Source organism: Actinacidiphila yanglinensis, from assembly GCF_900107965.1.
Classification (GTDB): domain Bacteria; phylum Actinomycetota; class Actinomycetes; order Streptomycetales; family Streptomycetaceae; genus Actinacidiphila; species Actinacidiphila yanglinensis.
In genome coordinates this window covers 91,248-114,130 of the sequence record NZ_FNVU01000026.1, presented here as the reverse complement: position 1 = coordinate 114,130, position 22,883 = coordinate 91,248, and the positions used below count along the sequence as shown (strand labels likewise).

General features: G+C 73.4%; 18 protein-coding genes. 6 read left to right on the top strand and 12 right to left on the bottom strand.

Going from position 1 to position 22,883, the window contains the following annotated elements; genetic code table 11:
* Nucleotides 1-145 precede the first annotated feature (145 nt).
* From C4U44_RS36720 to C4U44_RS36685, 8 genes are all read right to left on the bottom strand, one after another.
* A complete protein-coding gene (locus tag C4U44_RS36720; RefSeq protein ID WP_103890468.1) occupies nucleotides 146-991 on the bottom strand; it encodes a GNAT family N-acetyltransferase in 846 nt (281 codons plus the stop codon).
* A gap of 133 nt (nucleotides 992-1,124) precedes the next feature.
* Nucleotides 1,125-2,279 (bottom strand): flavodoxin-dependent (E)-4-hydroxy-3-methylbut-2-enyl-diphosphate synthase, encoded by a 1,155-nt coding sequence (gene ispG, locus C4U44_RS36715; protein ID WP_103890435.1) that lies wholly within the window; start codon nucleotides 2,277-2,279, stop codon nucleotides 1,125-1,127.
* Between the two features lie 101 nt (nucleotides 2,280-2,380).
* Nucleotides 2,381-3,700, bottom strand: a complete 1,320-nt coding sequence (locus C4U44_RS36710; RefSeq protein WP_103890434.1) for a M50 family metallopeptidase — start codon at nucleotides 3,698-3,700, stop codon at nucleotides 2,381-2,383.
* Nucleotides 3,697-4,947, bottom strand: a complete 1,251-nt coding sequence (gene dxr, locus C4U44_RS36705; RefSeq protein WP_103890433.1) for a 1-deoxy-D-xylulose-5-phosphate reductoisomerase — start codon at nucleotides 4,945-4,947, stop codon at nucleotides 3,697-3,699. Before dxr ends, C4U44_RS36710 begins: the two co-directional genes overlap by 4 nt.
* A gap of 344 nt (nucleotides 4,948-5,291) precedes the next feature.
* Nucleotides 5,292-7,214 (bottom strand): acyl-CoA dehydrogenase family protein, encoded by a 1,923-nt coding sequence (locus C4U44_RS36700; RefSeq protein WP_103890467.1) that lies wholly within the window; start codon nucleotides 7,212-7,214, stop codon nucleotides 5,292-5,294.
* A gap of 200 nt (nucleotides 7,215-7,414) precedes the next feature.
* Nucleotides 7,415-8,875: an aldehyde dehydrogenase family protein gene (locus tag C4U44_RS36695; RefSeq protein ID WP_103890432.1), complete on the bottom strand. Its 1,461-nt coding sequence runs from the start codon at nucleotides 8,873-8,875 to the stop codon at nucleotides 7,415-7,417.
* A 182-nt stretch (nucleotides 8,876-9,057) separates the two neighbouring features.
* A complete protein-coding gene (locus tag C4U44_RS36690) occupies nucleotides 9,058-10,623 on the bottom strand; it encodes a PucR family transcriptional regulator (RefSeq protein WP_103890431.1) in 1,566 nt (521 codons plus the stop codon).
* 79 nt (nucleotides 10,624-10,702) lie between these two features.
* The gene (locus C4U44_RS36685; protein ID WP_235032621.1) at nucleotides 10,703-12,715 is read right to left on the bottom strand and encodes a type IV secretory system conjugative DNA transfer family protein; all 2,013 of its coding nucleotides are present in this window, start codon (nucleotides 12,713-12,715) and stop codon (nucleotides 10,703-10,705) included.
* 421 nt (nucleotides 12,716-13,136) lie between these two features.
* Here C4U44_RS36685 and gabT point away from each other — a divergent pair, with 421 nt between their 5' ends.
* Together gabT and C4U44_RS36675 are read left to right on the top strand one after the other, a co-directional pair.
* Nucleotides 13,137-14,468 carry a 4-aminobutyrate--2-oxoglutarate transaminase gene (gene gabT, locus C4U44_RS36680; RefSeq protein ID WP_103890429.1) on the top strand — a complete coding sequence of 444 codons (1,332 nt, stop codon included), beginning with the start codon at nucleotides 13,137-13,139 and terminating at the stop codon, nucleotides 14,466-14,468.
* Between the two features lie 452 nt (nucleotides 14,469-14,920).
* Nucleotides 14,921-15,619, top strand: coding sequence for a phosphatase PAP2 family protein (locus C4U44_RS36675; RefSeq protein WP_160145183.1), 699 nt, complete (start codon nucleotides 14,921-14,923; stop codon nucleotides 15,617-15,619).
* Between the two features lie 60 nt (nucleotides 15,620-15,679).
* Here the strand turns inward: C4U44_RS36675 and C4U44_RS36670 are convergent, their stop codons facing one another.
* Nucleotides 15,680-17,179: a CoA-acylating methylmalonate-semialdehyde dehydrogenase gene (locus tag C4U44_RS36670; protein WP_103890427.1), complete on the bottom strand. Its 1,500-nt coding sequence runs from the start codon at nucleotides 17,177-17,179 to the stop codon at nucleotides 15,680-15,682.
* Between the two features lie 240 nt (nucleotides 17,180-17,419).
* Between C4U44_RS36670 and C4U44_RS36665 the strand changes: the two genes are divergently transcribed.
* Both C4U44_RS36665 and C4U44_RS36660 read left to right on the top strand, forming a co-directional pair.
* Nucleotides 17,420-17,914, top strand: a complete 495-nt coding sequence (locus C4U44_RS36665) for a hypothetical protein (RefSeq protein ID WP_103890426.1) — start codon at nucleotides 17,420-17,422, stop codon at nucleotides 17,912-17,914.
* A 99-nt stretch (nucleotides 17,915-18,013) separates the two neighbouring features.
* The gene (locus tag C4U44_RS36660) at nucleotides 18,014-18,994 is read left to right on the top strand and encodes a hypothetical protein (RefSeq protein WP_200823534.1); all 981 of its coding nucleotides are present in this window, start codon (nucleotides 18,014-18,016) and stop codon (nucleotides 18,992-18,994) included.
* 13 nt (nucleotides 18,995-19,007) lie between these two features.
* Here C4U44_RS36660 and C4U44_RS36655 read toward each other — a convergent pair whose 3' ends face one another.
* Nucleotides 19,008-19,580, bottom strand: a complete 573-nt coding sequence (locus tag C4U44_RS36655; RefSeq protein WP_103890425.1) for a TetR/AcrR family transcriptional regulator — start codon at nucleotides 19,578-19,580, stop codon at nucleotides 19,008-19,010.
* A 105-nt stretch (nucleotides 19,581-19,685) separates the two neighbouring features.
* Here C4U44_RS36655 and C4U44_RS36650 point away from each other — a divergent pair, with 105 nt between their 5' ends.
* Together C4U44_RS36650 and C4U44_RS36645 are read left to right on the top strand one after the other, a co-directional pair.
* A complete protein-coding gene (locus C4U44_RS36650; protein ID WP_103890424.1) occupies nucleotides 19,686-20,330 on the top strand; it encodes a class I SAM-dependent methyltransferase in 645 nt (214 codons plus the stop codon).
* 66 nt (nucleotides 20,331-20,396) lie between these two features.
* On the top strand, nucleotides 20,397-20,828 hold the full coding sequence (locus C4U44_RS36645; RefSeq protein ID WP_103890423.1) for a DUF2218 domain-containing protein: 432 nt from the start codon (nucleotides 20,397-20,399) through the stop codon (nucleotides 20,826-20,828).
* Here C4U44_RS36645 and C4U44_RS36640 read toward each other — a convergent pair.
* Both C4U44_RS36640 and C4U44_RS36635 read right to left on the bottom strand, forming a co-directional pair.
* Nucleotides 20,825-21,277, bottom strand: coding sequence for a hypothetical protein (locus C4U44_RS36640; RefSeq protein WP_103890422.1), 453 nt, complete (start codon nucleotides 21,275-21,277; stop codon nucleotides 20,825-20,827). The two genes, C4U44_RS36645 and C4U44_RS36640, sit on opposite strands and share 4 nt — an antisense overlap.
* Before the next feature lie 210 nt (nucleotides 21,278-21,487).
* Entirely contained in the window at nucleotides 21,488-22,882 is a 1,395-nt protein-coding gene (locus tag C4U44_RS36635; protein ID WP_103890421.1) for an NAD(P)/FAD-dependent oxidoreductase, read from the bottom strand.
* Nucleotide 22,883 lies beyond the last annotated feature (1 nt).

Here is a 22,883-nt window from a genome sequence, read left to right as displayed (position 1 = left end):
ATCTCCGCGTTCCCCCAGGGCTTCGCCTGGGAGGTACACCCACCTTTCGACACCGGCGCGCCCTTTGGCTCGCTCGGGACCCGGGGGGATGGTTCGCTCAAGGACCGGGGGGAGGGCTCGCTCAAGTACCCGGGGGGAGGCGGGGCTAAAAAAGGACGGACATGAAGGCGCCGACCTCCGTGAAGCCGACGCGGTGGTAGGCGGCGCGGGCCGGGGCGTTGAAGTCGTTGACGTAGAGGCTCGCGACCGGGGCGACGTCGCGGAGCGCGTAGTGCAGGACCGCGGCCATGCCGGTCTCGGACAGGCCGCGGCCGCGGTGCGAGGGGGCGACCCAGACGCCTTGTATCTGGCAGGTGTGCCGGGTGACCGCACCGATCTCGGCCTTGAAGACGACCTCGCCGTCCTCGATCCGGGCGAACGCCCGCCCTGCGGACACCAGTTCGGCGACCCTCGCCTGGTAGAGCAGCCCGCCGTCGCCGGCCATCGGCGAGATGCCGACCTCCTCGGTGAACATGGCGACGCAGGCCGGCATGATCACCTCCATCTCGTTGCGCCGGACGCGGCGCACGAGCGGGTCGGGGGCCACGTCGGCGGGCAGCGCGCGGGTGCTCATCAGCGGCTGCCGGGTGCGGACCTCGCGGGCCGGCCCCCAGTACGGCTCGAGCCGCGCCCACAGGTCGGCGGTGGCCTCGGCCGGTCCGACGATGGACGAGCAGCGGCGGCCGGCCCGCCGGGCCCGGTCGGCGAAGGCGCTGACCGCCTCGGGGGTGGCGCAGATCGGTACGAGGTTGGCGCCCGCGTAGCACAGCGAGGTGAGGCGGGTGCCGGAGTACCAGCCCCACATCTCACCGCCGAGCCGCCACGGGTCGAGGCCCGCGATGGTGACCCGGGAGGTGACGAAGGCGTTGGCGACCGGGTCGCTGTCCAAAACCGCGAGGGCGGCGTCGAGGTCGGCCGGTTCGAGGATGCGCGCGGTCGGTTGGGTCAGCACGGGCATCCCTCACCGTACGGGCGGAACTCCCCGGCGGGCGCCGGGTCGTGCGGGGACCCTCCGGGTCGGGGTTGCGGAGTGCCGTGTGCCGCGCCGGACGCGCCGGGCACGGCACACGGCCGGAAGCATGCGGTCAGGAGACGCTCACCTGCGGCTCACCGGACGCGGCGCCGGCCGCCTCCATCTGCTCGGCCAGCTTCATGGCCTCCTCGATCAGGGTCTCGACGATCTGCGACTCGGGCACGGTCTTGATGACCTCGCCCTTGACGAAGATCTGCCCCTTGCCGTTGCCGGAGGCGACGCCGAGGTCGGCCTCGCGGGCCTCACCCGGTCCGTTGACGACGCAGCCCATGACGGCGACCCGCAGCGGGACCTCCATGCCGTCCAGGCCGGCGGAGACCTGGTCGGCGAGCTTGTAGACGTCGACCTGGGCGCGGCCGCAGGACGGGCAGGAGACGATCTCCAGGCGGCGCTGGCGGAGGTTCAGCGACTCCAGGATCTGGATGCCGACCTTGACCTCCTCGGCGGGCGGCGCGGACAGCGAGACCCGGATGGTGTCGCCGATGCCCTCGGCGAGCAGCGCGCCGAAGGCGACCGCGGACTTGATGGTGCCCTGGAAGGCGGGACCGGCCTCGGTGACGCCGAGGTGCAGCGGGTAGTCGCACTGCTGGGCGAGCAGCCGGTAGGCGTTGACCATGACGACCGGGTCGTTGTGCTTGACCGAGATCTTCAGGTCGCGGAAGTCGTGCTCCTCGAAGAGCGACGCCTCCCACAGCGCGGACTCGGCCAGCGCCTCCGGGGTCGCCTTGCCGTACTTCTCCAGCAGCCGGCGGTCGAGCGAGCCGGCGTTGACACCGATCCGGATCGGGACGCCGGCCGCCGAGGCGGCCTTGGCGATCTCCTTGACCTTGTCGTCGAACTGCTTGATGTTGCCGGGGTTGACGCGCACGGCGGCGCAGCCCGCGTCGATGGCCGCGAAGACGTACTTCGGCTGGAAGTGGATGTCGGCGATGACCGGGATCTGCGACTTCTTGGCGATGGTCGCGAGCGCGTCGGCGTCGTCCTGGGTCGGGCAGGCGACCCGCACGATCTGGCAGCCGGACGCGGTCAGCTCGGCGATCTGCTGGAGGGTCGCGCCGATGTCGGAGGTGCGGGTGGTGGTCATCGACTGCACCGAGACCGGCGCGTCGCCGCCCACCGCGACACTTCCGACCTGGATCTGACGGCTTTTGCGGCGTTCGGCGAGTCTGGTCGGAACATCCGGCATACCGAGCGAAATCGCGGTCATTTGCGTGGCATCCCCAAGGTGTGGAACGAGGTCCCGTCGTGGGCGGGCTCCAGCATCGAGATTACGACACCCCGCCCACGACTCTCACCCGGCTCGGGGCATCACGAACTCAGTTTGACCGGGTTGACCACATCCGCGATCAGAACCAGCAGCGTGAAGCACACGAAGATTCCGGCCACGACATAGGCGATCGGCATGAGCTTGGCCACGTCGAACGGTCCGGGGTCGGGGCGGCGGAAGACCCGCGCGGCGTGCCGCCGGATCGCCTCCCACAGCGCGCCCGCGATGTGGCCGCCGTCCAGCGGCAGCAGCGGCAGCATGTTGAACAGGAACAGCGACAGGTTGAATCCGGCCACGAGCAGGACCATCGTCACCACCCGGTCGATGGCGGGCTCCTTCAGCGCGAAGACCTCGCCGCCGACCCGGGCCGCGCCGACCACGCCCATCGGCGAGTCGGCCTTGCGCGGGGCGTGGTGGAAGGCGGCGTTCCACAGGTCGGGGATGCGCTGGGGCAGCGAGACCAGCGAGTCGACGCCCTGCCGGGCCATGTCGCCCATGTGGTCGACGGAGTCGGCGAAGCCGAGCGGCTGGATGTGGCTGGCCGGGCTGAAGCCGAGGAAGCCGGCCTTCACCGGGTCGCCGTCGGTCGGGTTCCCGTCGCTGTCTGTCCTGGCCACCATGTTCGTGGTGATGTCCGGGTGCAGGGTGACCCGCTGGCCGTGCCGGAGCACCACCACGGTGGCGGGCCCGGCGCCCTTGCGGATGTCGTCGGACAGCTGCGACCAGCTCTTCACCGGCTTGCCGTTGAACTCGACGAACTTGTCGCCGGCCTTGAGCCCCGCGGTCTTGGCCGGCGCGACCGGGTCGGTGGGGCGGCACGGGTTGTTCTGGTCGCGGTGCGAGGTGTCGGACTGCGAGATCACGCAGTCGCTGACCTGGCCGACGGAGGTGGTCGACATGTTGACGCCGAAGCCCATGAAGACGGTGAGGAACAGCGCGACGGCCAGCACCAGGTTCATGAACGGCCCGGCGAACATGACGATGACGCGCTTCCACGGCTTGCGGGTGTAGAACATCCGCGTCTCGTCGCCCGGTTGCAGTTCCTCGAACGCCGCGGAGCGCGCGTCCTCGATCATGCTGCGCCACGGGGAGGTGGAGCGGGCGGTGACCCGGCCGTCCTCACCGGGCGGGAACATGCCGATCATCCGGATGTAGCCGCCGAGCGGGATCGCCTTGAAGCCGTACTCGGTGTCGCCCTTCTTGCGCGACCACAGGGTGGGGCCGAACCCGACCATGTACTGCGGCACCCGGATCTTGAAGACCTTGGCCCAGGTGAGGTGGCCCAGTTCGTGCCACGCGATGGAGATCATCAGACCGACGGCGAAGACGACTATGCCGAGGACCGTCATGAGAGCCGTCATACGCCTGCTGCCTCCGATGCTTGCGCCAGTTCCCCGGCCCGGGCCCGCGCCCAGGTCTCCGCTTCGAGGACGTCCTCGACGGTCAGTCGAGTTCCCGATGCCGGCGTGCCGTGCTCCTCGACGACCCGGGCGACGGTGTCCACGATCCCGGTGAACGGCAGCCGGCCGGTGCGGAAGGCTTCGACGCATTCCTCGTTGGCCGCGTTGAACACCGCGGGCGCGGTGCCCCCGAGGCTACCGACATGTCGGGCCAGTGCGACGGAAGGGAACGCGTCGTTGTCGAGCGGGAAGAACTCCCAGGTGGCCGCCTTCGTCCAGTCGACGCCCGGCGCGGCGTCCGGTACCCGCCGCGGCCAGCCCAGGCCCAGCGCGATCGGCATCCGCATGTCGGGCGGGCTGGCCTGCGCGAGGGTCGAGCCGTCGGTGAACTCCACCATCGAGTGAATGTAGGACTGCGGGTGCACGACGACCTCGATCCGGTCGAACGGGACGTCGAAGAGCAGGTGCGCCTCGATGACCTCCAGCCCCTTGTTGACCAGCGTCGCGGAGTTGATCGTCACCACCGGTCCCATGTCCCAGGTCGGGTGCGCCAGCGCCTGCTCGACGGTGACACCGGCCAGCTCGGCGCGGGTGCGGCCGCGGAAGGGACCGCCGGAGGCGGTGACGACCAGCTTGCGGATCTCGCTGCGGCTGCCGCCGGCCATCGCCTGGAACAGCGCGGAGTGCTCGGAGTCGACCGGCACCACCTGGCCGGGCTTGGCGAGGGCCTTCACCAGCGGGCCGCCGACGATCAGCGACTCCTTGTTGGCGAGGATCAGCACCCGCCCGGCGGCCAGCGCGGCCAGCGTGGGGCGCAGCCCGATGGAGCCGGTGATGCCGTTGAGCACCGAGTGGCACTCCAGGCCCGCGGCCTCGGTCGCGGCCTGCGGCCCGGCGAGCAGCCGCGGCTGCGGCCGGCTGCCGTACCGCTCGGACAGGGCGGCGCGCAGCGCCGGCACCGCGCTCTCGTCGGCGACGGCGACGGTGTGCACGTTCAGCTGGTGCGCCTGGTCGGCCAGCAGCGCGACACGGCCGCCCGCGGCGGACACCGCGACCACGCGGAACCGGTCGGGGTTGCGCAGCACCACGTCGATCGCCTGGGTGCCGATCGACCCGGTCGAGCCGAGGATCACGATGTCCCGGGGCCCGTCGTCGGGTCCTGCGGGCTCGTACGGGCGGTAGTGCGGGTCTGCGAGAGCGTCCGTCATGGGGTCATTCTGTCCTGCCTGGAACCCGGTCCACGCACGGGCCCGGGTCGGGCGGCGTCGCGGCGGGTTGCGGGCGGTGTACGGGGGGTGGTCGGAACGCGCCCCCGGGTGCGGGTCGGTGCGCCGGTCCGCGCGGGGGGCGCTGGTCAGGTTACGCCCGGCGGCTGTGTGCTCCCGGGTACGCGGGGAGGGTGCGCGAGCGTGCCCTGCCGGGACGCGCGTGCGGGAGGCGGTGGCGGCACGCCGGGTTGACGGGGCGGCCGCGTGCGGGGCCGCCGTGCCGGTGGGCGGGCCGGCCGCCGGGAGGCGGTCCGGCCCGCGCGCACCGGGTCGGTGCGGCCGGCTCAGCCGAAGGGGCGCCGTACGTTGTCGCCCTGGGACGGTCCGGGGGTCGCGTCGGCGATCCACGCGCCGTCCCGGCTGGGGTCGACGATGCCCTCCTCCAGCCAGCCGACCTTGCCGTCGAGGACGGCCTTGGCCAGCTGCCGGTCGCTGCCGTCGGAGTTGGTCCACAGCCGGGCGAACAGCTCGTCCACCCGGACCCGGGACTGGCGGCAGAACGCGTCGGCGAGGCCGCGCGCGGCCGGGCCGTGCTCGCCCTGGCCGGCCAGGTGCTCCGCGCGCACGCACGCGGCGCTCATCGCGAACAGCTCGGCGCCGATGTCCACGATCCTGGCCAGGAAGTTCTGCTTCAGCTCCATCCGGCCCTGCCAGCGGGACATGGCGTAGAAGGTGCTGCGGGCGAGCTTGCGGGAAGTGCGCTCGACGTACCTCAGGTGTCCGGCGAGTTCGCCGAACTCGGTGTAGGAGGTGGGGAGCTGCCCGGGTCCGGCGACGAGCTTGGGCAGCCAGCGCGCGTAGAAGCCGCCCGCCTTCGCGCCCGCCCTGGCCTTGTCGGACAGGGTGCTGTCCGGGTCGATGAGGTCGCCGGCCACCGACAGGTGGGCGTCGACGGCCTCCCGGGCGATCAGCAGGTGCATGATCTCCGTGGAGCCCTCGAAGATCCGGTTGATCCGCAGGTCGCGCAGCATCTGCTCGGCCGGGATCGCGCGCTCGCCGCGGGCGGCGAGCGAGTCGGCGGTCTCGAAGCCGCGGCCGCCGCGGATCTGCACCAGCTCGTCGGCCATCGTCCAGGCCGCCTCGGAGCCGAAGAGCTTGGCGAGCGCGGCCTCGATCCGGATGTCGTTGCGGTCCTCGTCGGCCATCTGCGAGGACAGGTCGACCACGGCCTCCAGCGCGAAGGTGGTGGCGGCGATGTAGGCGATCTTCGCGCCGACCGCCTCGTGCTCGCCGATCGGCTTGCCCCACTGCTCGCGGGCCGCCGACCACTCCCGGGCGACCTTCAGGCACCACTTGCCCGCGCCGACGCAGCCGGCCGGCAGCGACAGCCGTCCGGTGTTGAGGGTGCTCAGCGCGATCTTCAGGCCGGCGCCCTCGGGGCCGATCCGGTTCGCCGCGGGCACCCGCACCTGGTGGAGGCGGGTGACGCCGTTCTCGATGCCGCGCAGCCCCATGAAGGCGTTGCGGTTCTCCACGGTGACGCCCTCGGCGGTCGCCTCGACCACGAAGGCGCTGATGCCGCCCTTGTGGCCCTCGGACTGCGGCACCCGGGCCATGACCACGAGCAGGTCGGCGACGACCCCGTTGGTGGTCCACAGCTTGACGCCGTCGAGCAGGTAGTCGTCGCCATCGGGCACGGCGGTGGTCGCCAGCCGGGCCGGGTCGGAGCCGACGTCGGGTTCGGTGAGCAGGAAGGCGCTGATGTCGGTCCTGGCGCAGCGCGGCAGGAACGCCTCCTTCTGCTCCTTGGTGCCGAACATCTTCAGCGGCTGCGGCACGCCGATGGACTGGTGGGCCGACAGCAGCGCGCCGACGGCGGGGCTCGCGGAGCCCACCATGGCCAGCGCCTTGTTGTAGTACACCTGGGTGAGGCCCAGGCCGCCGTAGGACTCGTCGATCTTCATGCCCAGGGCGCCCAGGTCCTTCAGGCCGCGCACCACCTCGTCGGGGATGCGCGCGTCGCGCTCGATGCGCGCGCCGTCCACCTGGGTGCGCAGGAAGTCGCCGAGCCGGGCGAGGAACGTCTCGCCCTTCTGCACCGCCTCCGGCGAGGGCAGCGGGTGCGGGTGGATCAGGTCGAGCCGGAAGCGGCCGAGGAACAGTTCCTTGGCGAAACTGGGCTTGTGCCAGTCCTGCTCGCGGGCGGCCTCGGCCACCTGTCGGGCTTCGCGTTCTGAGACCTTGCGTGTTGCGGCGGGTGCGGACACGGTTTGCGTCACCTCCGGGTAGGCCGGCTACCGACCGGTGCTCCTTGTCCGTATTACCCGACATCCGGCAATCCAGCCAGACGACTTCGGCCGGGTCGCTGACGAGGTGTCAACGGCCCGGCCGCGTGTCGCCGGCCGCGCGGGGTGCCCGCCGGCCGTTCCCGGTCGCGGACGCGCCACGTCCGACCTGCTCGGGGGTCCTACAGGTCCAGCCCGGTCAGGACCAGCACCCGCTCGTAGGTGTAGTCCTCCATCGCGAACTTCACGCCCTCGCGGCCGTGCCCGGAGTCCTTCACCCCGCCGTACGGCATCTGGTCGGCGCGGTAGGACGGCGCGTCGCCGATGATCACCCCGCCGACCTCCAGGGCGCGATGGGCCTTGAAGGCGACCTGGAGGTCGTGCGTGAACACACCGGTCTGCAGGCCGAACCGGGAGTCGTTGACGGCCGCGAACGCCTCCTCGGCGCCGTTCACCCGGTGCAGTGACAGCACCGGGCCGAACGCCTCCGCGGTGGCCAGCACCGCGTCGGCCGGCAGGTCCGCGAGCACCGTCGGCGCGTACGTCGCACCCTCCCGGGCGCCACCGGTCAGCAGCTTCGCGCCCTTGGCGACGGCGTCGTCGACCCACTGCGCGACCCGCTCGGCGGCGGCCTCGCTGACCAGCGGGCCGACGTCGGTGGCGGCGTCGGAGGGGTCGCCGGTGACCTGGGCGCGGACCTTCGCGACGACCTTCTCGGCGAGCGCGTCGAACACCGACGCGTCGGCGATCACCCGCTGCACCGAGATGCAGGACTGGCCCGCCTGGTAGTTGGCGAAGGTGGCGATCCGGGAGGCCGCCCACTCCAGGTCCTGCTCGCTCGACCAGTCCGCGAGCACGACCGCCGCCGCGTTCCCGCCCAGTTCCAGCGTGACGTGCTTGCGGGGCACGGAGTCCACGATCTGGTAGCCGACGGTGTCGGACCCGGTGAAGGAGATCACCGGCAGCCGGGGGTCCTGCACCAGCGCGGGCATCTGGTCGTTCGGCACCGGCAGGACGCTCCAGGCGCCCTCGGGCAGCCCTTCGGTCTCCGCGAGCAGTTCACCGAGCAGCAGCGCGGACAGCGGCGTGGCCGGGGCGGGCTTGAGGACGATGGGCGCGCCGACCGCGATCGCCGGGGCGACCTTGTGGGCGACCAGGTTCAGCGGGAAGTTGAACGGGGCGATGCCCAGCACCGGGCCCCGGGTGAAGCGGCGGGTCAGCGCGAGCCGGCCGACGCCGCCCGGGTCGGTGTCCAGGCGCTGTGCCTCGCCGCCGTTGAAGCGCCGCGCCTCCTCGGCGGCGAGGCGGAAGACGGACACCGCGCGGCCGACCTCGCCGCGCGCCCACTTCAGCGGCTTGCCGTTCTCCACGGTGATCAGCCGGGCCACTTCCTCGGCCCGCTCGGCCAGCCGCTTCGACACGTGGTCCAGGGCCGCGGCCCGCACGTGCGCCGGTGTCGCCGCGAACGCGTCCTTCGCCGCGGCGGCCGCCGCGACGGCCTGCTCGACCTGGTCCGCGGTCGGCGTCGAGACCCGGCCGACCAGGCCGCCGTCCCACGGGTTGGTCACGTCGAAGGCGTCCTCGCCGCGGGCCGCGCGCCCCGCGAGCCAGAACGCGTACGGGGCTGCGTCAGTGGTGGTCACGGTCTTTCCGCCCTTTCCTCGGCTGCGGGCTCCAAGGTAGTTCGCGGGGGCGCGGCGCTCCGTTGTCCACGGCGGAGCGCCGCCCGAGCGGTCCGCTCCATGTTGGCCAGGGTGCGCCGGCCCTCCGGGGGGCAGGACGAGCCTCGGACGTCAGGGGTGATCGGGGCCCCGGCGGACCCGGTTCACGACTCCGTCTTGAGGGCGAGCCAGAGCTCCATGCGGACGTCCGGGTCGTCCAGCGAACGGCCCAGGATCTCCTCGACCCGCCGCATCCGGTAGCGGAGGGTGTGCCGGTGGACGCCCAGGTCGGCGGCGGCGGCATCCCACTGGCCGTGATGGGCGAGCCACGCGGAGAGCGAGGCGACGAGGTCGCCGCGGGACGTCGCGTCGTGCTCCCGCAGCGGCCGCAGCAGCCCCTCGGCGAAGGCGCGCACCGCGTCGTCGGCGAGCAGCGGAACGACCGAGCCGACCCCGATCTCGCCGTGCTCGACCAGGTTCACCCCGCGCCGCCGGGCGACCGCGAGGGCGCGTTCGGCCTGGCCGTGGGCGGTGGGCACGTCGGCGGGATCGACCGGCGCGGACAGGCCGAGCGCGACCCCGTCCGCTTCCTCGGCCAGCTCCGCGGCCGAGGTGAGCGCGGCGGCGCCGTCGGCGGCGAGTACGGTCAGCCGCCCGTCCGTGGTGACGACCAGCAGCCGTTCACCGGCGCGGACGGCCGTCGTCTCCGTGCGTTCGGCCAGCCGCGTCAGGACGTCCGGCTGCGAGGCGCCCCCGGTGGTTCCGGGGGTTCCGGGGGCCCCGGTCGGCTCGGCGATGAGCAGCCGCACCGGCGCGTCGAGGAGCGGGCCGTACAGCCGCCCGGCGGTGCTGCGGGCGTGCTCCGCCTCCCCCGCCAGCAGCATCCGCAGCACCGCCGCGGAGAGCCGCCCCTGCGCGTCGACGAGGGCGCGGGACTGTTCCAGCGAGAGCGTGAGCAGCGCGACCGCCGCGTGCACCACGTAGCGGGCGGAGGTGTCGAGGCGCTCCTCCGTGCCGACCGCGAGGAAGCCGCGCGGTCGGCGGCCGGTGCCCAGCGACTGCAGCTCGACCCGGTCCTCGGTGCCCGCGGGCCCGGCCACCGCGGCGCTGGCCGGCGCCGGGAGGTCCCGCAGCCGGTCGATCTCGCCGCCGAGCCGCGCTGCCCTGCGTCCCGCCCACTCCGGCGCCGCGGCCAGCACCGCGCCCGACGCGTCGTACAGCGCCGCCCAGCCGTCCACGTGCGCGGCCAGCCGCGCCAGCAGCCTGCCGGTGCCGTCGGGGGCCAGCGCGGCGCGGGTCAGCTCCCGTTGCGCCTCGAACCCCGCGGTCACCGCCTGGTACTGGTCCGCGGCCACCGCGGCCGACACCGCCTTGCTGATCGCGATGAACGGCGTCGCCCGGGGCACCTCCAGCAGCGGCAGCTGCGCGTCGTCCGCCGCGGCGACCAGCGCCGCCGGCACCTCGTCGTGCCCGACCCCGACACCGAAGCCCAGCCCCACCACACCGGCGGCCGCCAGCCGCCGCACGTACCCGGCCACCGCCGCCGGGTCCCCGGTGGCCAGCTTCAGCCCCGTGGTCAGCAGCAGCTCGCCGCCCTCCAGATACGGCCCCGGGTCCTCCAGCTCGCTGGTGTGCACCCAGCGCACCTCCGAGCCCAGCCGGTCGCCCGCGGCGAGGACGCGGAGCCTGAGCGACGTGTGGTGCGCGAGCGACGCGAGCGTAAGGGGCATACCTACCTGGTGCCGTTCAGAGACGTTCTGCCGACCGGTCGCCGACACCCTCGATTCCCCCGCACCGTACCTCACTCCCTCAGGCCCGCAGGTCGACCAGCACGGGCGGCGCATGCTCCCCCGCGGTCGTCGTCAACGACACCACCGCGTGCCCCGCGGGAACCTGCTGCGCCAGATCCGAGGCGGACCACCGCTCCCGCTCCACACTGCGCACGGTGACGGATTCGGTCGTCGCCCGCTCACCGGTCACCAGCCGCCGCACGCCACGCGTCGTACGGCGCAGCATGCCTCCGGTCTGGTCGGGCGTGCGTGTCACGTCCCTGGCCTCCACCCACGTGGTGCCCCACGCCTCGGCGAAGCGCTTGCCGTCCCATGTGGTGATCCCCGACAACGCCATGCGGCAACCGACCGCGCCGAGCAGCGCGCTGCGCAGGTGGTCCGGCACGTCGTCGAGAGTCCGCAGGGTCAGCACCACGCCGGCGTTCGCCGATCGCAGCCGGGCCAGCCCCCGGACGGCATCCGGACTGATGGTGTGCGTGGCGTCGTCCATGACCAGGCAGGCGAACAGCGAGCGATCGCGGCGGGCGGTGATCGCCGCGGTGAACTGCGCCAGCACCAGCCTGGCCAGGATCCGGGCGGCCTCCGCGTGACCGTGCTCGGGCAGGTTGATGCGGACGCGCAGCGGATGTTCGAGCGCGTACATCGAGAACGGCCGGGTCCGCCCGGTGACGTCGAAGAAACCGGCGAAGGCGGGTCGCTCCAGCAGGGCGACACGATCGGCCAGGCGCGGCCCGATGTCACCGGGCCGGTCGGCCTGTCGTTCCCGCGCGTCGAGCTCCCGGGCCATGCCAGGCTGGCCGGCCGCGTCGAGCGCTTCACGGAGTCCGGCATAGGCGTGCGCGGTGCCGTCGAGGAGCTCCCGCAGCTCGCTCACCGAAGGGAAGCGGCGGTGCGCGGCCGCGTAGGGCCCGAGGATCTGGCTGAGGGCGGTGGTGGCGCGGCGGAGTTCGTCCTGGTCGGCACTGTGGCTGTCGAGCAGGGCCTCCGCCAGGGTCGCGGCCGCCGAGTCGGGGTCGGTTCCCCCGTAGAGGTCGAGGTCGTAGCGGGACGAGGGATCGGCGAGCGTGATGACCACGTCGAAGGCGTCCGCCGGGCCGAGGTCGGCGCCGGCCGTGCCCACCGCAACGACCGCGGCCTGTCCGGTGAGTGCCTGCAGGCACAACGACTCGACGACGGGCCGTACGACCGCGCGGGTCTTCCCCGAGCCGGGCGGGCCCACGGCCAGCAGGCCCGTGCCGAGCAGGCCGGGGTCCAGGGCGACCCCCGAGCCGCGGTGCTGGTACGGATTGCGCTCGTCCTCCGTGCCCCGGCCGATCCGCACCTGCCGGGTGAACAGGTCGTGCAGGGCGCTGCGGGCAGGCAGATCACGCTGCCCGGAAGGGTGCAAGCACGCCGCGGACCCTTCGCGCATCACGCCGTCACCGAACGCCTCCAGGCCCCGAGGAGCCGTCCGTGCCCGCGCCCACGCCTGGTGCACCCGGCTGTAGTCCACGTCGTTCATCCGCCCGGAGCGCACCTCCGCGGTGAGCCGGTCGGCCAGCACGTGCTGTCCCGCTTCTCTCAACTCCGGCCACACGACCGGATCGGACGCGCCCTCGGGCACGGTTCCGGGTGCCGGCTGCTCCTTGAGCTGTTCGACGACGGGACGTCCGTAGCGGCGCCACACCTCGGCCCACTGCCCCTTGCGCCCGAGGACCAGGATCAGTACGGCGAGCACGGCGGCGTACCAGCTGTAGCCGAGCAGGGTGGAGAAGAGAAAGCTGTGGACAACGGCGTGCGGGAGGACCGCCTTGCAGATCGTGTACACGATCTCGAAGGGGAGGTTGACGCCGTTGAACAGCAACGACCACAGGAACACCGCGGCAACTGCGGTCAGGCCCGCCAGGCCGAGGAGCTGGCGCGTGGTCAGCCGGTCGGGATCGGGCTTCGGGCGCGGTGTGTGCCCGTACCCGTAGATCCCGGGTGCGTCGATGGTCCTGGAGGCGCGCAGCCACACCTCCAGCGCCGACGCCGGCGGGGGCTGTGCCGGCATCGGCGGCGGAACCACGGGCCGCGGGACCGGGGTGGTGGGGGGTGGAGGGGACTGAGGGGGGTGGGTGTTGTGGTCCCTGGCATCCATCGCGCGCCCGCCCCTCACCCCTGATCGCCGCCGATGCGCACAATGTAGTCGAGCCGCTACGCCGGTAAAAGGATCTTGGCGTTTTACGGCGCCGCCGTCCGCACTGTCCGAACCGGCGAAACCGCGCCGGGCACTGTGACCGATCGGAGTATGCGGCGCCGCCGGGGCCCGGCCTAGCCTGCGGGAGGACCCGGAAACCGGGAAGGACCGGAGGGGCGGAGGAGCCGGAGGAACCGGACCGACCCGAGGACCGGAGGGCGCCCCGAAGACTCCGGGGGGATCCCGAGGACCCTGAAGAAGCCGCCACGTCGCCGTACGAGGGAGAACACCCGTCATGACCGAAGTGCCCCAGGAGCGCAGGCTCGTCACCGAAGTACCAGGACCGAAGTCGCGGGAGCTGGCGGCGCGGAAGTCGGCCGCGGTGGCCGACGGGGTGGGGGTGACCCTGCCGGTGTTCGTGTCCCGCGCGGGCGGCGGCGTCGTGGAGGACGTCGACGGCAACCGCCTGATCGACTTCGGCTCGGGCATCGCCGTGACCTCGGTGGGCAACAGCGCCGAGGCAGTCGTGCGGCGGGCCTCCGCCCAGCTCGCGGACTTCACCCACACCTGCTTCATGATCACCCCGTACGAGGGCTACGTGGAGGTGTGCGAGGAGCTGGCGCGGCTCACCCCGGGCGACCACGCGAAGAAGTCCGCACTGTTCAACTCCGGCGCCGAGGCCGTCGAGAACGCGGTGAAGATCGCCCGGGCGTACACCAAGCGCCCGGCGGTGGTGGTGTTCGACCACGGCTACCACGGCCGGACCAACCTGACGATGGCGCTGACCGCGAAGAACATGCCGTACAAGGAGGGCTTCGGACCGTTCGCGCCCGAGGTGTACCGGGTGCCGCTGGCGTACGGCTACCGCTGGCTGACCGGGCCGGAGCACGCGGCGGAGGAGGCCGCGGCGCAGGCGATCGACATGATCACCAAGCAGATCGGCGCCCACCACGTCGCGGCCATCGTGATCGAGCCGATCGCCGGCGAGGGCGGCTTCATCGAGCCGGCGAAGGGCTTCCTGCCGCGGATGGCGCAGTTCGCGAAGGACAACGGCATCGTGTTCGTGGCGGACGAGATCCAGACCGGCTTCTGCCGGACCGGCCAGTGGTTCGCGTGCGAGGACGAGGGCGTGGTGCCCGACCTGATCACCACGGCGAAGGGCATCGCGGGCGGGCTGCCGCTGGCGGCGGTGACCGGGCGCGCGGAGATCATGGACGCGGCACACTCCGGCGGCCTCGGCGGCACCTACGGCGGCAACCCGGTGGCGTGCGCCGCCGCGCTCGGCGCGATCGAGACGATGCGCGAGCTGGACCTGCCGGCCAGGGCCCGGCGGATCGGCGAGGTGATGACGCCGCGGCTGCGGGCGATGCAGGAGAAGTTCCCGGTCATCGGCGAGGTGCGCGGCCGGGGGGCGATGATCGCGGTCGAGCTGGTGGAGCCGGGCACGAAGGAGCCGAACCCGGCGGTGACCGCCGCGGTCGCCAAGGCGTGCCACGCGGCGGGCCTGGTCGTGCTGACGTGCGGCACGTACGGCAACGTGTTGCGCTTCCTGCCGCCCCTGGTCATCGGGGAGGATCTGCTGAACGAGGGCCTGGACATCATCGAGGAGGCCTTCGCAGGCGTGTGACCGTGCGATTGTGTGACGAATGGGGCCCGTGGGATGCGGGGGACGGGGTCGTGAAGAAGGTGTGCGAGCCTGATGGCGGACGGGTGATCGACGACCCTGATGGGCCCCCTGTGACGTACGGTTTCCGAGGAACACCCCGCACGTGGCCGAATCCCAGTGAGGAGGCTGCGGGCGACACCGCGCCGATGAATCCCCATCACCGGCGCAGCAGTGCCCTCGCGCACGAAACCGCCGGGACCTTTGGCTCCGGCAATCCTCGCCGATCGGCTGGCCGTTCGTCCCAAACCCCCCGGGACGGACGGTACGGCGGTCGCCCTGGCCGCCCCGGAACTCTCCCCCCTGTTCCGGGGCGGCCGACTCCTTTCCGGCCCTCGTTCCGGCTGCGCCTGCGGCCCCCCTCCGGGTCCGCCGCAAGGACGCTCACCGGGCTCCTCGTCACCTTCGCCCTCGCCGTGACCGCCTTCTGCCTGCTGACCTGGCAGGTGTCCGCCGGCGGCCGGCTGGTCGCCGACGACGGGCGGCTGCTGCGGCACGTACGGAACACCGCCGCCGATCACCCCGGGTACGACACGCTCGCCCACGTCCTGTGCGACCTCGGCGACATCGCGGTGGCGGTACCGGTGCTGCTGGTCGCCCTGGTGCTGGCCGCCCACCTCGGGCGGCGCGCGGGGCTGCCGCGCTGGTGGGTGCCGCCGGCCGCGGCCGCGCTGGCGATGTGCCTGCTGCCGGTGGTGGTGGGCGCGGTGAAGTCCGCGGTGGACCGCCCGGCACCCGGCCGGATCCATCCCGACCCGGACTACGGCTACTTCCCCTCCGGGCACACCGCGACGTCGTCGGTGGGCTTCGGGCTGGCGGCACTGGTGCTGCTGCCGTTCGTCCGGCGCGCGGCGGCCCGGGTCGCGCTGGCCGCCGGCACCGCGCTGCTGGCACTGCTGGTGGGTGCGGCGCTGGTGTGGTGCGACTACCACTGGCCGCTGGACGTGCTGGCGAGCTGGTGCCTGGCGGTGGCCCTGCTGTCCGCCGCGGCGGCCGCGCGGCTGGTGCCGGGAGCGGCCGCCCGCGACGGGGATGCCGAGAGCAGCAGGGACGGCGACGGCGACGGTCACGAAGGCCACGGCGCCCGCGGGGATTCCACGGACGCCGCGGGGTAGGCGCGGGCGGACCGAGATCGAGCAGGGGTCCGAGCACGGAGCCGAAGACGGCGCCGGGACTCAGGAGTTCGTCGGGAAGCCCAGGTTCAGTCCCCCGTGCGAGGGGTCGGGCCACCGCTGGGTGATCGCCTTGCCGCGGGTGAAGAACCGCACACCGTCCTCACCGTACGCGTGCGCGTCGCCGAACAGCGAGGACTTCCAGCCGCCGAAGGAGTAGTACGCGACCGGCACCGGAATCGGCACGTTGATGCCGACCATGCCCACCTCGACCTCGTGCTGGAAGCGCCGCGCGGCCCCGCCGTCGTTGGTGAACAGCGCGGTGCCGTTGCCGTACGGGTTGGCGTTGATCAGTGCCAGGCCCGCGTCGTAGCTGGGCACGCGGACCACGGAGAGCACCGGGCCGAAGATCTCGTCGTCGTACACGGACATGCCGGGCCGGACATGGTCGAAGAGCGTCGGGCCGAGCCAGAAGCCGCCGGGGTCGCCGTCGACGGCGTGCTTGCGACCGTCGGCGGCCAGGACGGCGCCGTCCGCGGTGCCGGAGTCGAGGTAGGAGGTGACCTTGTCGCGGTGCGGACCGGTGACGAGCGGGCCCATGGCGGAGCCCGGCGCCGAACCGGGGCCGACGGTGAGGGTGGCGATGCGCTGCTTGATCCGCTCCACCAGGTCGTCGCCGACCGGGTCGACGGCGACCAGCACGGACACCGCCATGCAGCGCTCGCCGGCGGCCCCGTAGCCCGCGTTGACGGCCGCGTCGGCGGCGAGGTCGAGGTCGGCGTCAGGGAGCACCAGCATGTGGTTCTTGGCGCCGCCGAGGGCCTGCACCCGCTTGCCGTGGCGGGTGCCGTGCTCGTAGACGTAGCGGGCGACGGGGGTGGAGCCGACGAAGGAGACCGCCTTGATGTCCGGGTGCTCCAGCAGCCGGTCGACCGCGGCCTTGTCGCCGTGCACGACGTTGAAGACGCCGTCGGGCAGGCCCGCCTCGCGCCAGAGGCCGGCGAGGTGGTTCGCGGCGGAGGGGTCCTTCTCCGAGGGCTTGACCACGACGGTGTTGCCGGTGGCGATGGCGAGCGGGAAGAACCACATCGGCACCATGGCCGGGAAGTTGAACGGCGAGATGACCGCGACCGGGCCGAGCGGCTGGCGCAGCGAGTAGACGTCGACACCGGTGGACGCCTGCTCGGTGTAACTGCCCTTGGCGAGCTGGGGGATCCCGCAGGCGTACTCCACCACCTCCAGGCCGCGGGCGACCTCGCCGAGGGCGTCGGAGTGCACCTTGCCGTGCTCCGAGACGATCAGCGCGGCCAGCTCGTCGCGCCCGGCGTGCAGCAGTTCGCGGAAGGCGAAGAGCACACCGGTGCGCTTGGCGACGGAGGTGTGCCGCCACTCGCGGAAGGCGTCCAGGGCGGCGGCCACCGCCTCGTCCACGACCTCGGGCCCGGCGAAGTCCACCTGGGCGGTGACGCGGCCGGTGGCCGGGTCGTAGACGTCGCCGTGCCGCTCGGCGGTGCCGGTCCAGGGGCGTCCGGCAATCCAGTGGGTGAGGTGCGAGGTCGTCACGGGGTGAACCCTTCCGTCGTCGTCTGCCGCCAGTGTCGCCACGTGCGGCGCGATGCCACAAGCACCCGGGCGGTGCGAGGGCGTGTCCACGACGAGGCGACCGGTGCGTTTCGCGGGTGGATCGGCCGGGGACCGGTGGTCACGCCGGCGGGGGCGCCGTATACCCGGGCGGGGTACTCTCGCAATCCACCGCGGTCCTCGGACGCGGGCCGGTCGGGACGAGAGCGGGAGGCGCGGGCCGTGGAGGGCAGCAGGCGGGTCGGCAGGTCGGGTATCCCCCGGCTGCTGGCGGTCTGCGCCCTCCTGGCCGGGCTCTTCCTGATGCACGGCTCTCCGGCTGCCGCCGCCGGGGGCTGCCATGGCGCGATGCCGTCCACCATGGCGGCACCGATGTCCGCGGGGGGTGCCTCCGGCGCGGCACCGGCGTCCTTGCCGTCGGGCGGTCACGCACCGGCCGGGCATGCGGCGGGCGGCCATGAACCGGGGTCGCCTTCCTGGACCGGACCGGCCGTACGCGCGGCCGCGCCGTCGATGGCGCACGGCGGCTCGTGCGTGTCCACCCCCGCCCGCGAGCACTCCGCGCTGCCGATCGACGGGCTCGTGGTGGTGGTTGCGGCGCTTGCGGCGGCCGGAATTGCCGAGCTCGTGGTGGTGCGGGGCAGGACGAGGCGCCGCGGGCCACCGCCACCAGGCGGGCGCGGCCTCCTCCTCCAGGTGGGCGTCGCGCGGACCTGATCAGGGCCGCCGTTCCGGCCAGGACGCCGGACGGCCCCTGCCGCCCTGATCACCTCCGCGCGCCGGTCCGGCGCGCCCACCCGGAAAGACCTGATCGCCATGTCAGTTTCTGCACGTTCCGCACGTCCCGCACGTTCCGCACGTCCCGGCCGCCCCGCCCTGCGCCGCCGCGCTCTCGTCTCGGCCGGCCTGTCCGCCGCGCTCGCCCTGACCCTGGCGGCCTGCGGTTCGTCGTCCCAGGGCTCCCCGTCCCTGCCCGGCACGGATCACGGCGCGATGCCGTCGGCCGGCGCCTCGATGCCGTCGCCCGGCGGTTCCGGGCACGAGGACCCGTCCATGCCGGGCATGGACGGGATGCCCGGCGACGACGGTCTGTCCGACTCCCTGGACGGCTACCGCCTCACCAGCAGTGACGCCGCGCTCCCGTCAGGACGGCCGGCCGCCTACCGCTTCGCGGTGACCGGCCCGGACGGCAGGCCGGTGACGGCGTTCGCCGTGGACCAGACCGAGCGGCTGCACTTCTACGCCATCCGCTCGGACCTGACGGGCTTCCAGCACCTCCACCCGACCATGGCCGAGGACGGCACCTGGACCGCGTCGCTGAGCACGCTCGCGCCGGGTTCCTGGCGGATGTTCGCCACGTTCACGCCGGCCGGCGGTCCGGGCGGGAGCAAGGACTTCGTGCTGTCACGAACCGTCACGGTCCCCGGCACGTCCCGGACCACCACCCTGCCCGCGGCCGCCGGCACCACGACGGTGGACGGCTGCACCGTGACCGTCCAGGGCGACTTGACGGCCGGCATGGAGCACCCGCTGACGGTCCGTCTCACCAGGAACGGTGAACCGGTCACCGATCTCCAGCCGTACCTCGGCACCTACGCCCACCTGACGGCCTTCCACGCGGGCGACGCCGCGTTCGCCCACCTGCACCCGACCACGCCGGCGAGCGGGGATGAAGGCGGCCCGGACCTGTCCTTCCACGCGGAGTTGCCGGCTCCGGGGAACTGGCGGCTCTTCCTCCAGTTCCGGACCGCGGGAAGGGTGCACACCGCCGCACTGACCCTCCACGTGGCGGGCTGACGCGGCGGACTCGTCAGGGTGCGGGCCGCAGGCCGGAGAGGGTGACGTCGACGAGCCGGCGGACGGCCGCCTCGGAGGGCATCGCTCCGGCGGCGGACAGCGCGTGCAGGCAGTAGTCCGCCAGCTCGCCGGGGGCGACGTCGTCGCGGACCGCACCCGCCGCGGCGGCCTCCGCGACGGCCTCGCGCACCAGGTCGTGCAACTGCCGCTGGGCCCGGGTGACATGGGGGTCCCGGTGGACGAAAGCGGCGATCTCGCCGTCCTGGGGCCGCCGGTGGGTGATGTGCGCGTACCCGCGCAGGATCGCCCCGAGCCGTTCGGACGGCCCGTGGGCCCGGTCGCGGGCGCCGGCGAGCGCGGCGAGATGGGCGGCGACATGGCGGTCGTGCCAGGCGAGCAGGATCGACGGGACGTCCGGGAAGTACTTGTAGAGCGTCGCGCGCCCGATCCCGGCCTCCTTCGCGATCTGCGACATCGTCACCGACGCCAGGCCGTGCTCGGTCACGAGCGCGACGGTGGTCTCCAGGACCGCGTCCCGCACGGCGCGGCGATGCCCGTCGATCGTCTCGTTCCACAGCTTCGGCATGCCTGGAGGATACACAACGCCAGCACTCCGACACTCTGCCTTGACGAAGACACAGTGTCTCGATAAAGCTGAGGAGGTCGATCCGACCGGAGATGAGGGGTTCCCGTGTCCGACGCACCGCCCACCCATGCCACCGCCCCGCCCGCCGCCGGGCCGGACTCCCTGGATGCCCTGTACGCGGCCCCGCCGCCCTGGGACATCGGCCGGCCCCAGCCGGCCCTGCTCGCCCTCGCCGAGGGCGGCATCCTCCGCGGCCCGGTACTCGACGTCGGCTGCGGGACGGGCGAGCACACCCTGATGGCCGCCCGGCTGGGCCTGGACGCGACCGGGGTCGACCTCGCCGCCACCGCCCTGGCCGCGGCCGAACGCAAGGCGGCGGAGCGCGGCCTGACCGCGCGCTTCCTGCGGCACGACGTGCGGGACCTGGCCGAACTCGGCGAATCGGCGGGGGGTTTCGCGACCGTGCTCGACTCGCTGGTCCTGCACGGGTTCCACGGCGAGGACCGCGCCCGCTACGTGGCCGGTCTGCGCCAGGTGACCGCACCGGGCGGGCAGTGCTTCGTGCTGTCCTTCCGCGACGAACCGCCGAACCGCTCCGGACGCGTGCACCGGCTGACTCCGGACGAGATCCGCGGCAACTTCGCCGACGGCTGGCAGATCCACGCCATCGACCCGGTGACGATCGACAGTTCCCTGCCCGCCCTCAGCGGCGGGATCCGCGGCTGGCGCACCCACCTGACCCGCGGGTGACGCGCCACCACCACGCAGCACCACCACGCGGCACGACCACGCGACACCACCACGAAAGGAGCGGTCATGCCGACCGCCGAAGCCCGCCTCGCCACCGACCGCGCGAGCCGCTACCTCGTCCAACTCTGCAGCCACCTGGGCCGGATGGACCGCATGGACCACCATCCGCACGGCGGCCACGGCGCTCACGGCGGACACGCGCAGGACCCGACCGCGCCCGCGGTCCAGCACGTCGACCACACCGACACGCACGGGATCGTCCGGTTCGCCGACGGCCGGTGGACCCTGCACGCCACCGCGGACACGCTGACGCTGCGCGTCGACGCCGACGACGAAGCGGCCCTGTCACGCCTGCGGGACGGGATCTCCGAGCGGATCACGCGGATCGGCCGACGCGACGGGCTGAAGGCGCACTGGCACCCGGTCGCGGCCGACGACCGGTCGCCGGCCGAGCCCGACGGCGCTGGTGGAACCACGGACGCGAGTCAGTGCGGCTAGGACAGGTCGGAGAGCCGGGCCGCGGCCTCGTGCATCGCCAGTTCCAGCACCACCGGGTCGGTGAGGTGGCCCGAGCCGTCCGGGGGGACCAGCCAGCGCACTCCCCCGGTCGGCCGCCCGGGATACGGCACCACGATCCAGGTGCCGAGCCCGGCCGCCCGCACCCCGGTGCCCAGCCAGCGGGTCGCGGTGCCCGGCGGGACGAAGAAGCCCATCCGCTGGTCACCGAAGTCCGCGAGCACCGGCCCGGACCGGCCCGCCAGCCGGGTCAGCACGTCGAGGGTGGCGTAGCCGATCCGGCCGGCCAGGATCAGCACGTCCCACTGCCGCCCGGCCGGCAGCAGCGCCACCCCGAGCGGGCTGCGCTCCCACTCCCACCTGCACTCCCGAGGGTCGTCCGCGGCCGACGCCAGCCATTCCACCGCGCCCTTCGCGCCCGTGCTCGCCATCCTGTGCCCCCTCCGCTACTCCTGTGACGCATGAGTCGTTCACAGGAGGGACAGGGATGGGGCCGGATCATTACGCGGGTTTCCCTTACCGGCCAGTAGTGATCCGGATCACACTCCGGTCCCCGCCCCCGTCCGCGGACCGCAACGGCAGAACCTGTACGCGGACCGGCACACCCGCGGACCGCACCGACGAACGGCACCCGCGAACCCCTACGAGTCGAAGCCCAACCCCACCCGGTCCAGCGCCCGCAGCCACAGGTTGCGGCGCCCCGCGGAGCGGTCCGCGCGGGCCAGCGACCACTGGGTGAGCCCGATCCCGGCGGTGGCCAGCGGCTCGGGCGGGAAGGGCAGCGGGCGGCCGCGCACCATGGCGAGCGCGGTGCGTTCGGTGGGCCGCCCGGCCAGCAGGTCGAGCATCACCTCCGCGCCGAACCGCGTCGCGCCGACCCCGAGCCCGGTGTACCCGGCGGCGTACGCGACCCGCCCGCCGTACCCCGTGCCGAAGAACGCGGCGAACCGGGTGCAGGTGTCGATGGCCCCGCCCCAGGCGTGGCTGAACCGCACCCCTTCCAGCTGCGGGAAGCAGCGGAAGAAGTGCCGGGCCAGCCGCAGGTACGTCTCCGGGCGGTGCTGGTAGCCCGCGCTCATCCGGCCGCCGCGCGGGTAGACCGCGTCGTAACCGCCCCACAGCACGCGGCCGTCGGCGGTCGGCCGGAAGTAGTGGAAGCGGTTGGCGCTGTCCCCCAGGCCCTGCCGGCCGCGCCACCCGATCGCGGCGCGCTGGTCGGCGGTGAGGGGTTCGGTGGTCAGGGCGTAGTCGTAGACCGGCACGGTGTACTGGCGGGTCCGGCGCAGCAGCGAGGGGAACACCCCGGTGCCGAGGGCGACATGGTGGGCGAGCACCCTGCCGTACGGGGTGCGGGCGGCGAGCGCGGCGCCGTGCCGGGTCAGGGACGTGGCGGGGGTGTGCTCGTAGATCCGCACGCCGGACCGGACGGCCGCGCGCTTCAGGCCCCAGGCGAGCTTGGCCGGGTGCACCAGGGCGACGCCGCGCCGGTCGTACAGCCCGGCGAGGAAGGTCGGCGAGTCGACCTCCGCGCGCACCTGGTCGCGGTCGAGGAGTTCCAGGTCCAGGCCGTGCCGGACGGCGGCCTCGTGCGCCTCGCGCAGTTCGCCGACCTGGTGCTCGGCGGTGGCCACGTCGATCTCGCCGGTCCGCTCGAACTCGCAGTCCAGGCCGTAGTGGTCGACGGCCGCCTCGATGGCGTCGAGGTTGCGCTCGCCGAGCCGCTGCAGCGTCGCGAACTCCCCGGGCCAGCGCGCCAGTCCGTTGGCGGTGCCGTGGGTGAGGCTGGCCGCGCAGAAGCCGCCGTTGCGGCCGGAGGCGGCGGCGCCGATCCTGCCGCCCTCGACCAGCACCACGTCGCGGTCCGGATCGCGTTCCTTGGCCAGCAGCGCTGTCCACAGCCCGCTGTAGCCGCCGCCGACCACCAGCAGGTCGCAGTGCTCGGCGCCGGCCAGCGCGGGTTCAGCGTCCGGCCGGGCCGGGTCGTCGAGCCAGTACGGCACCGGGCGGGCGGCGGCGAGGCTGCGGGCCGGGTCCATC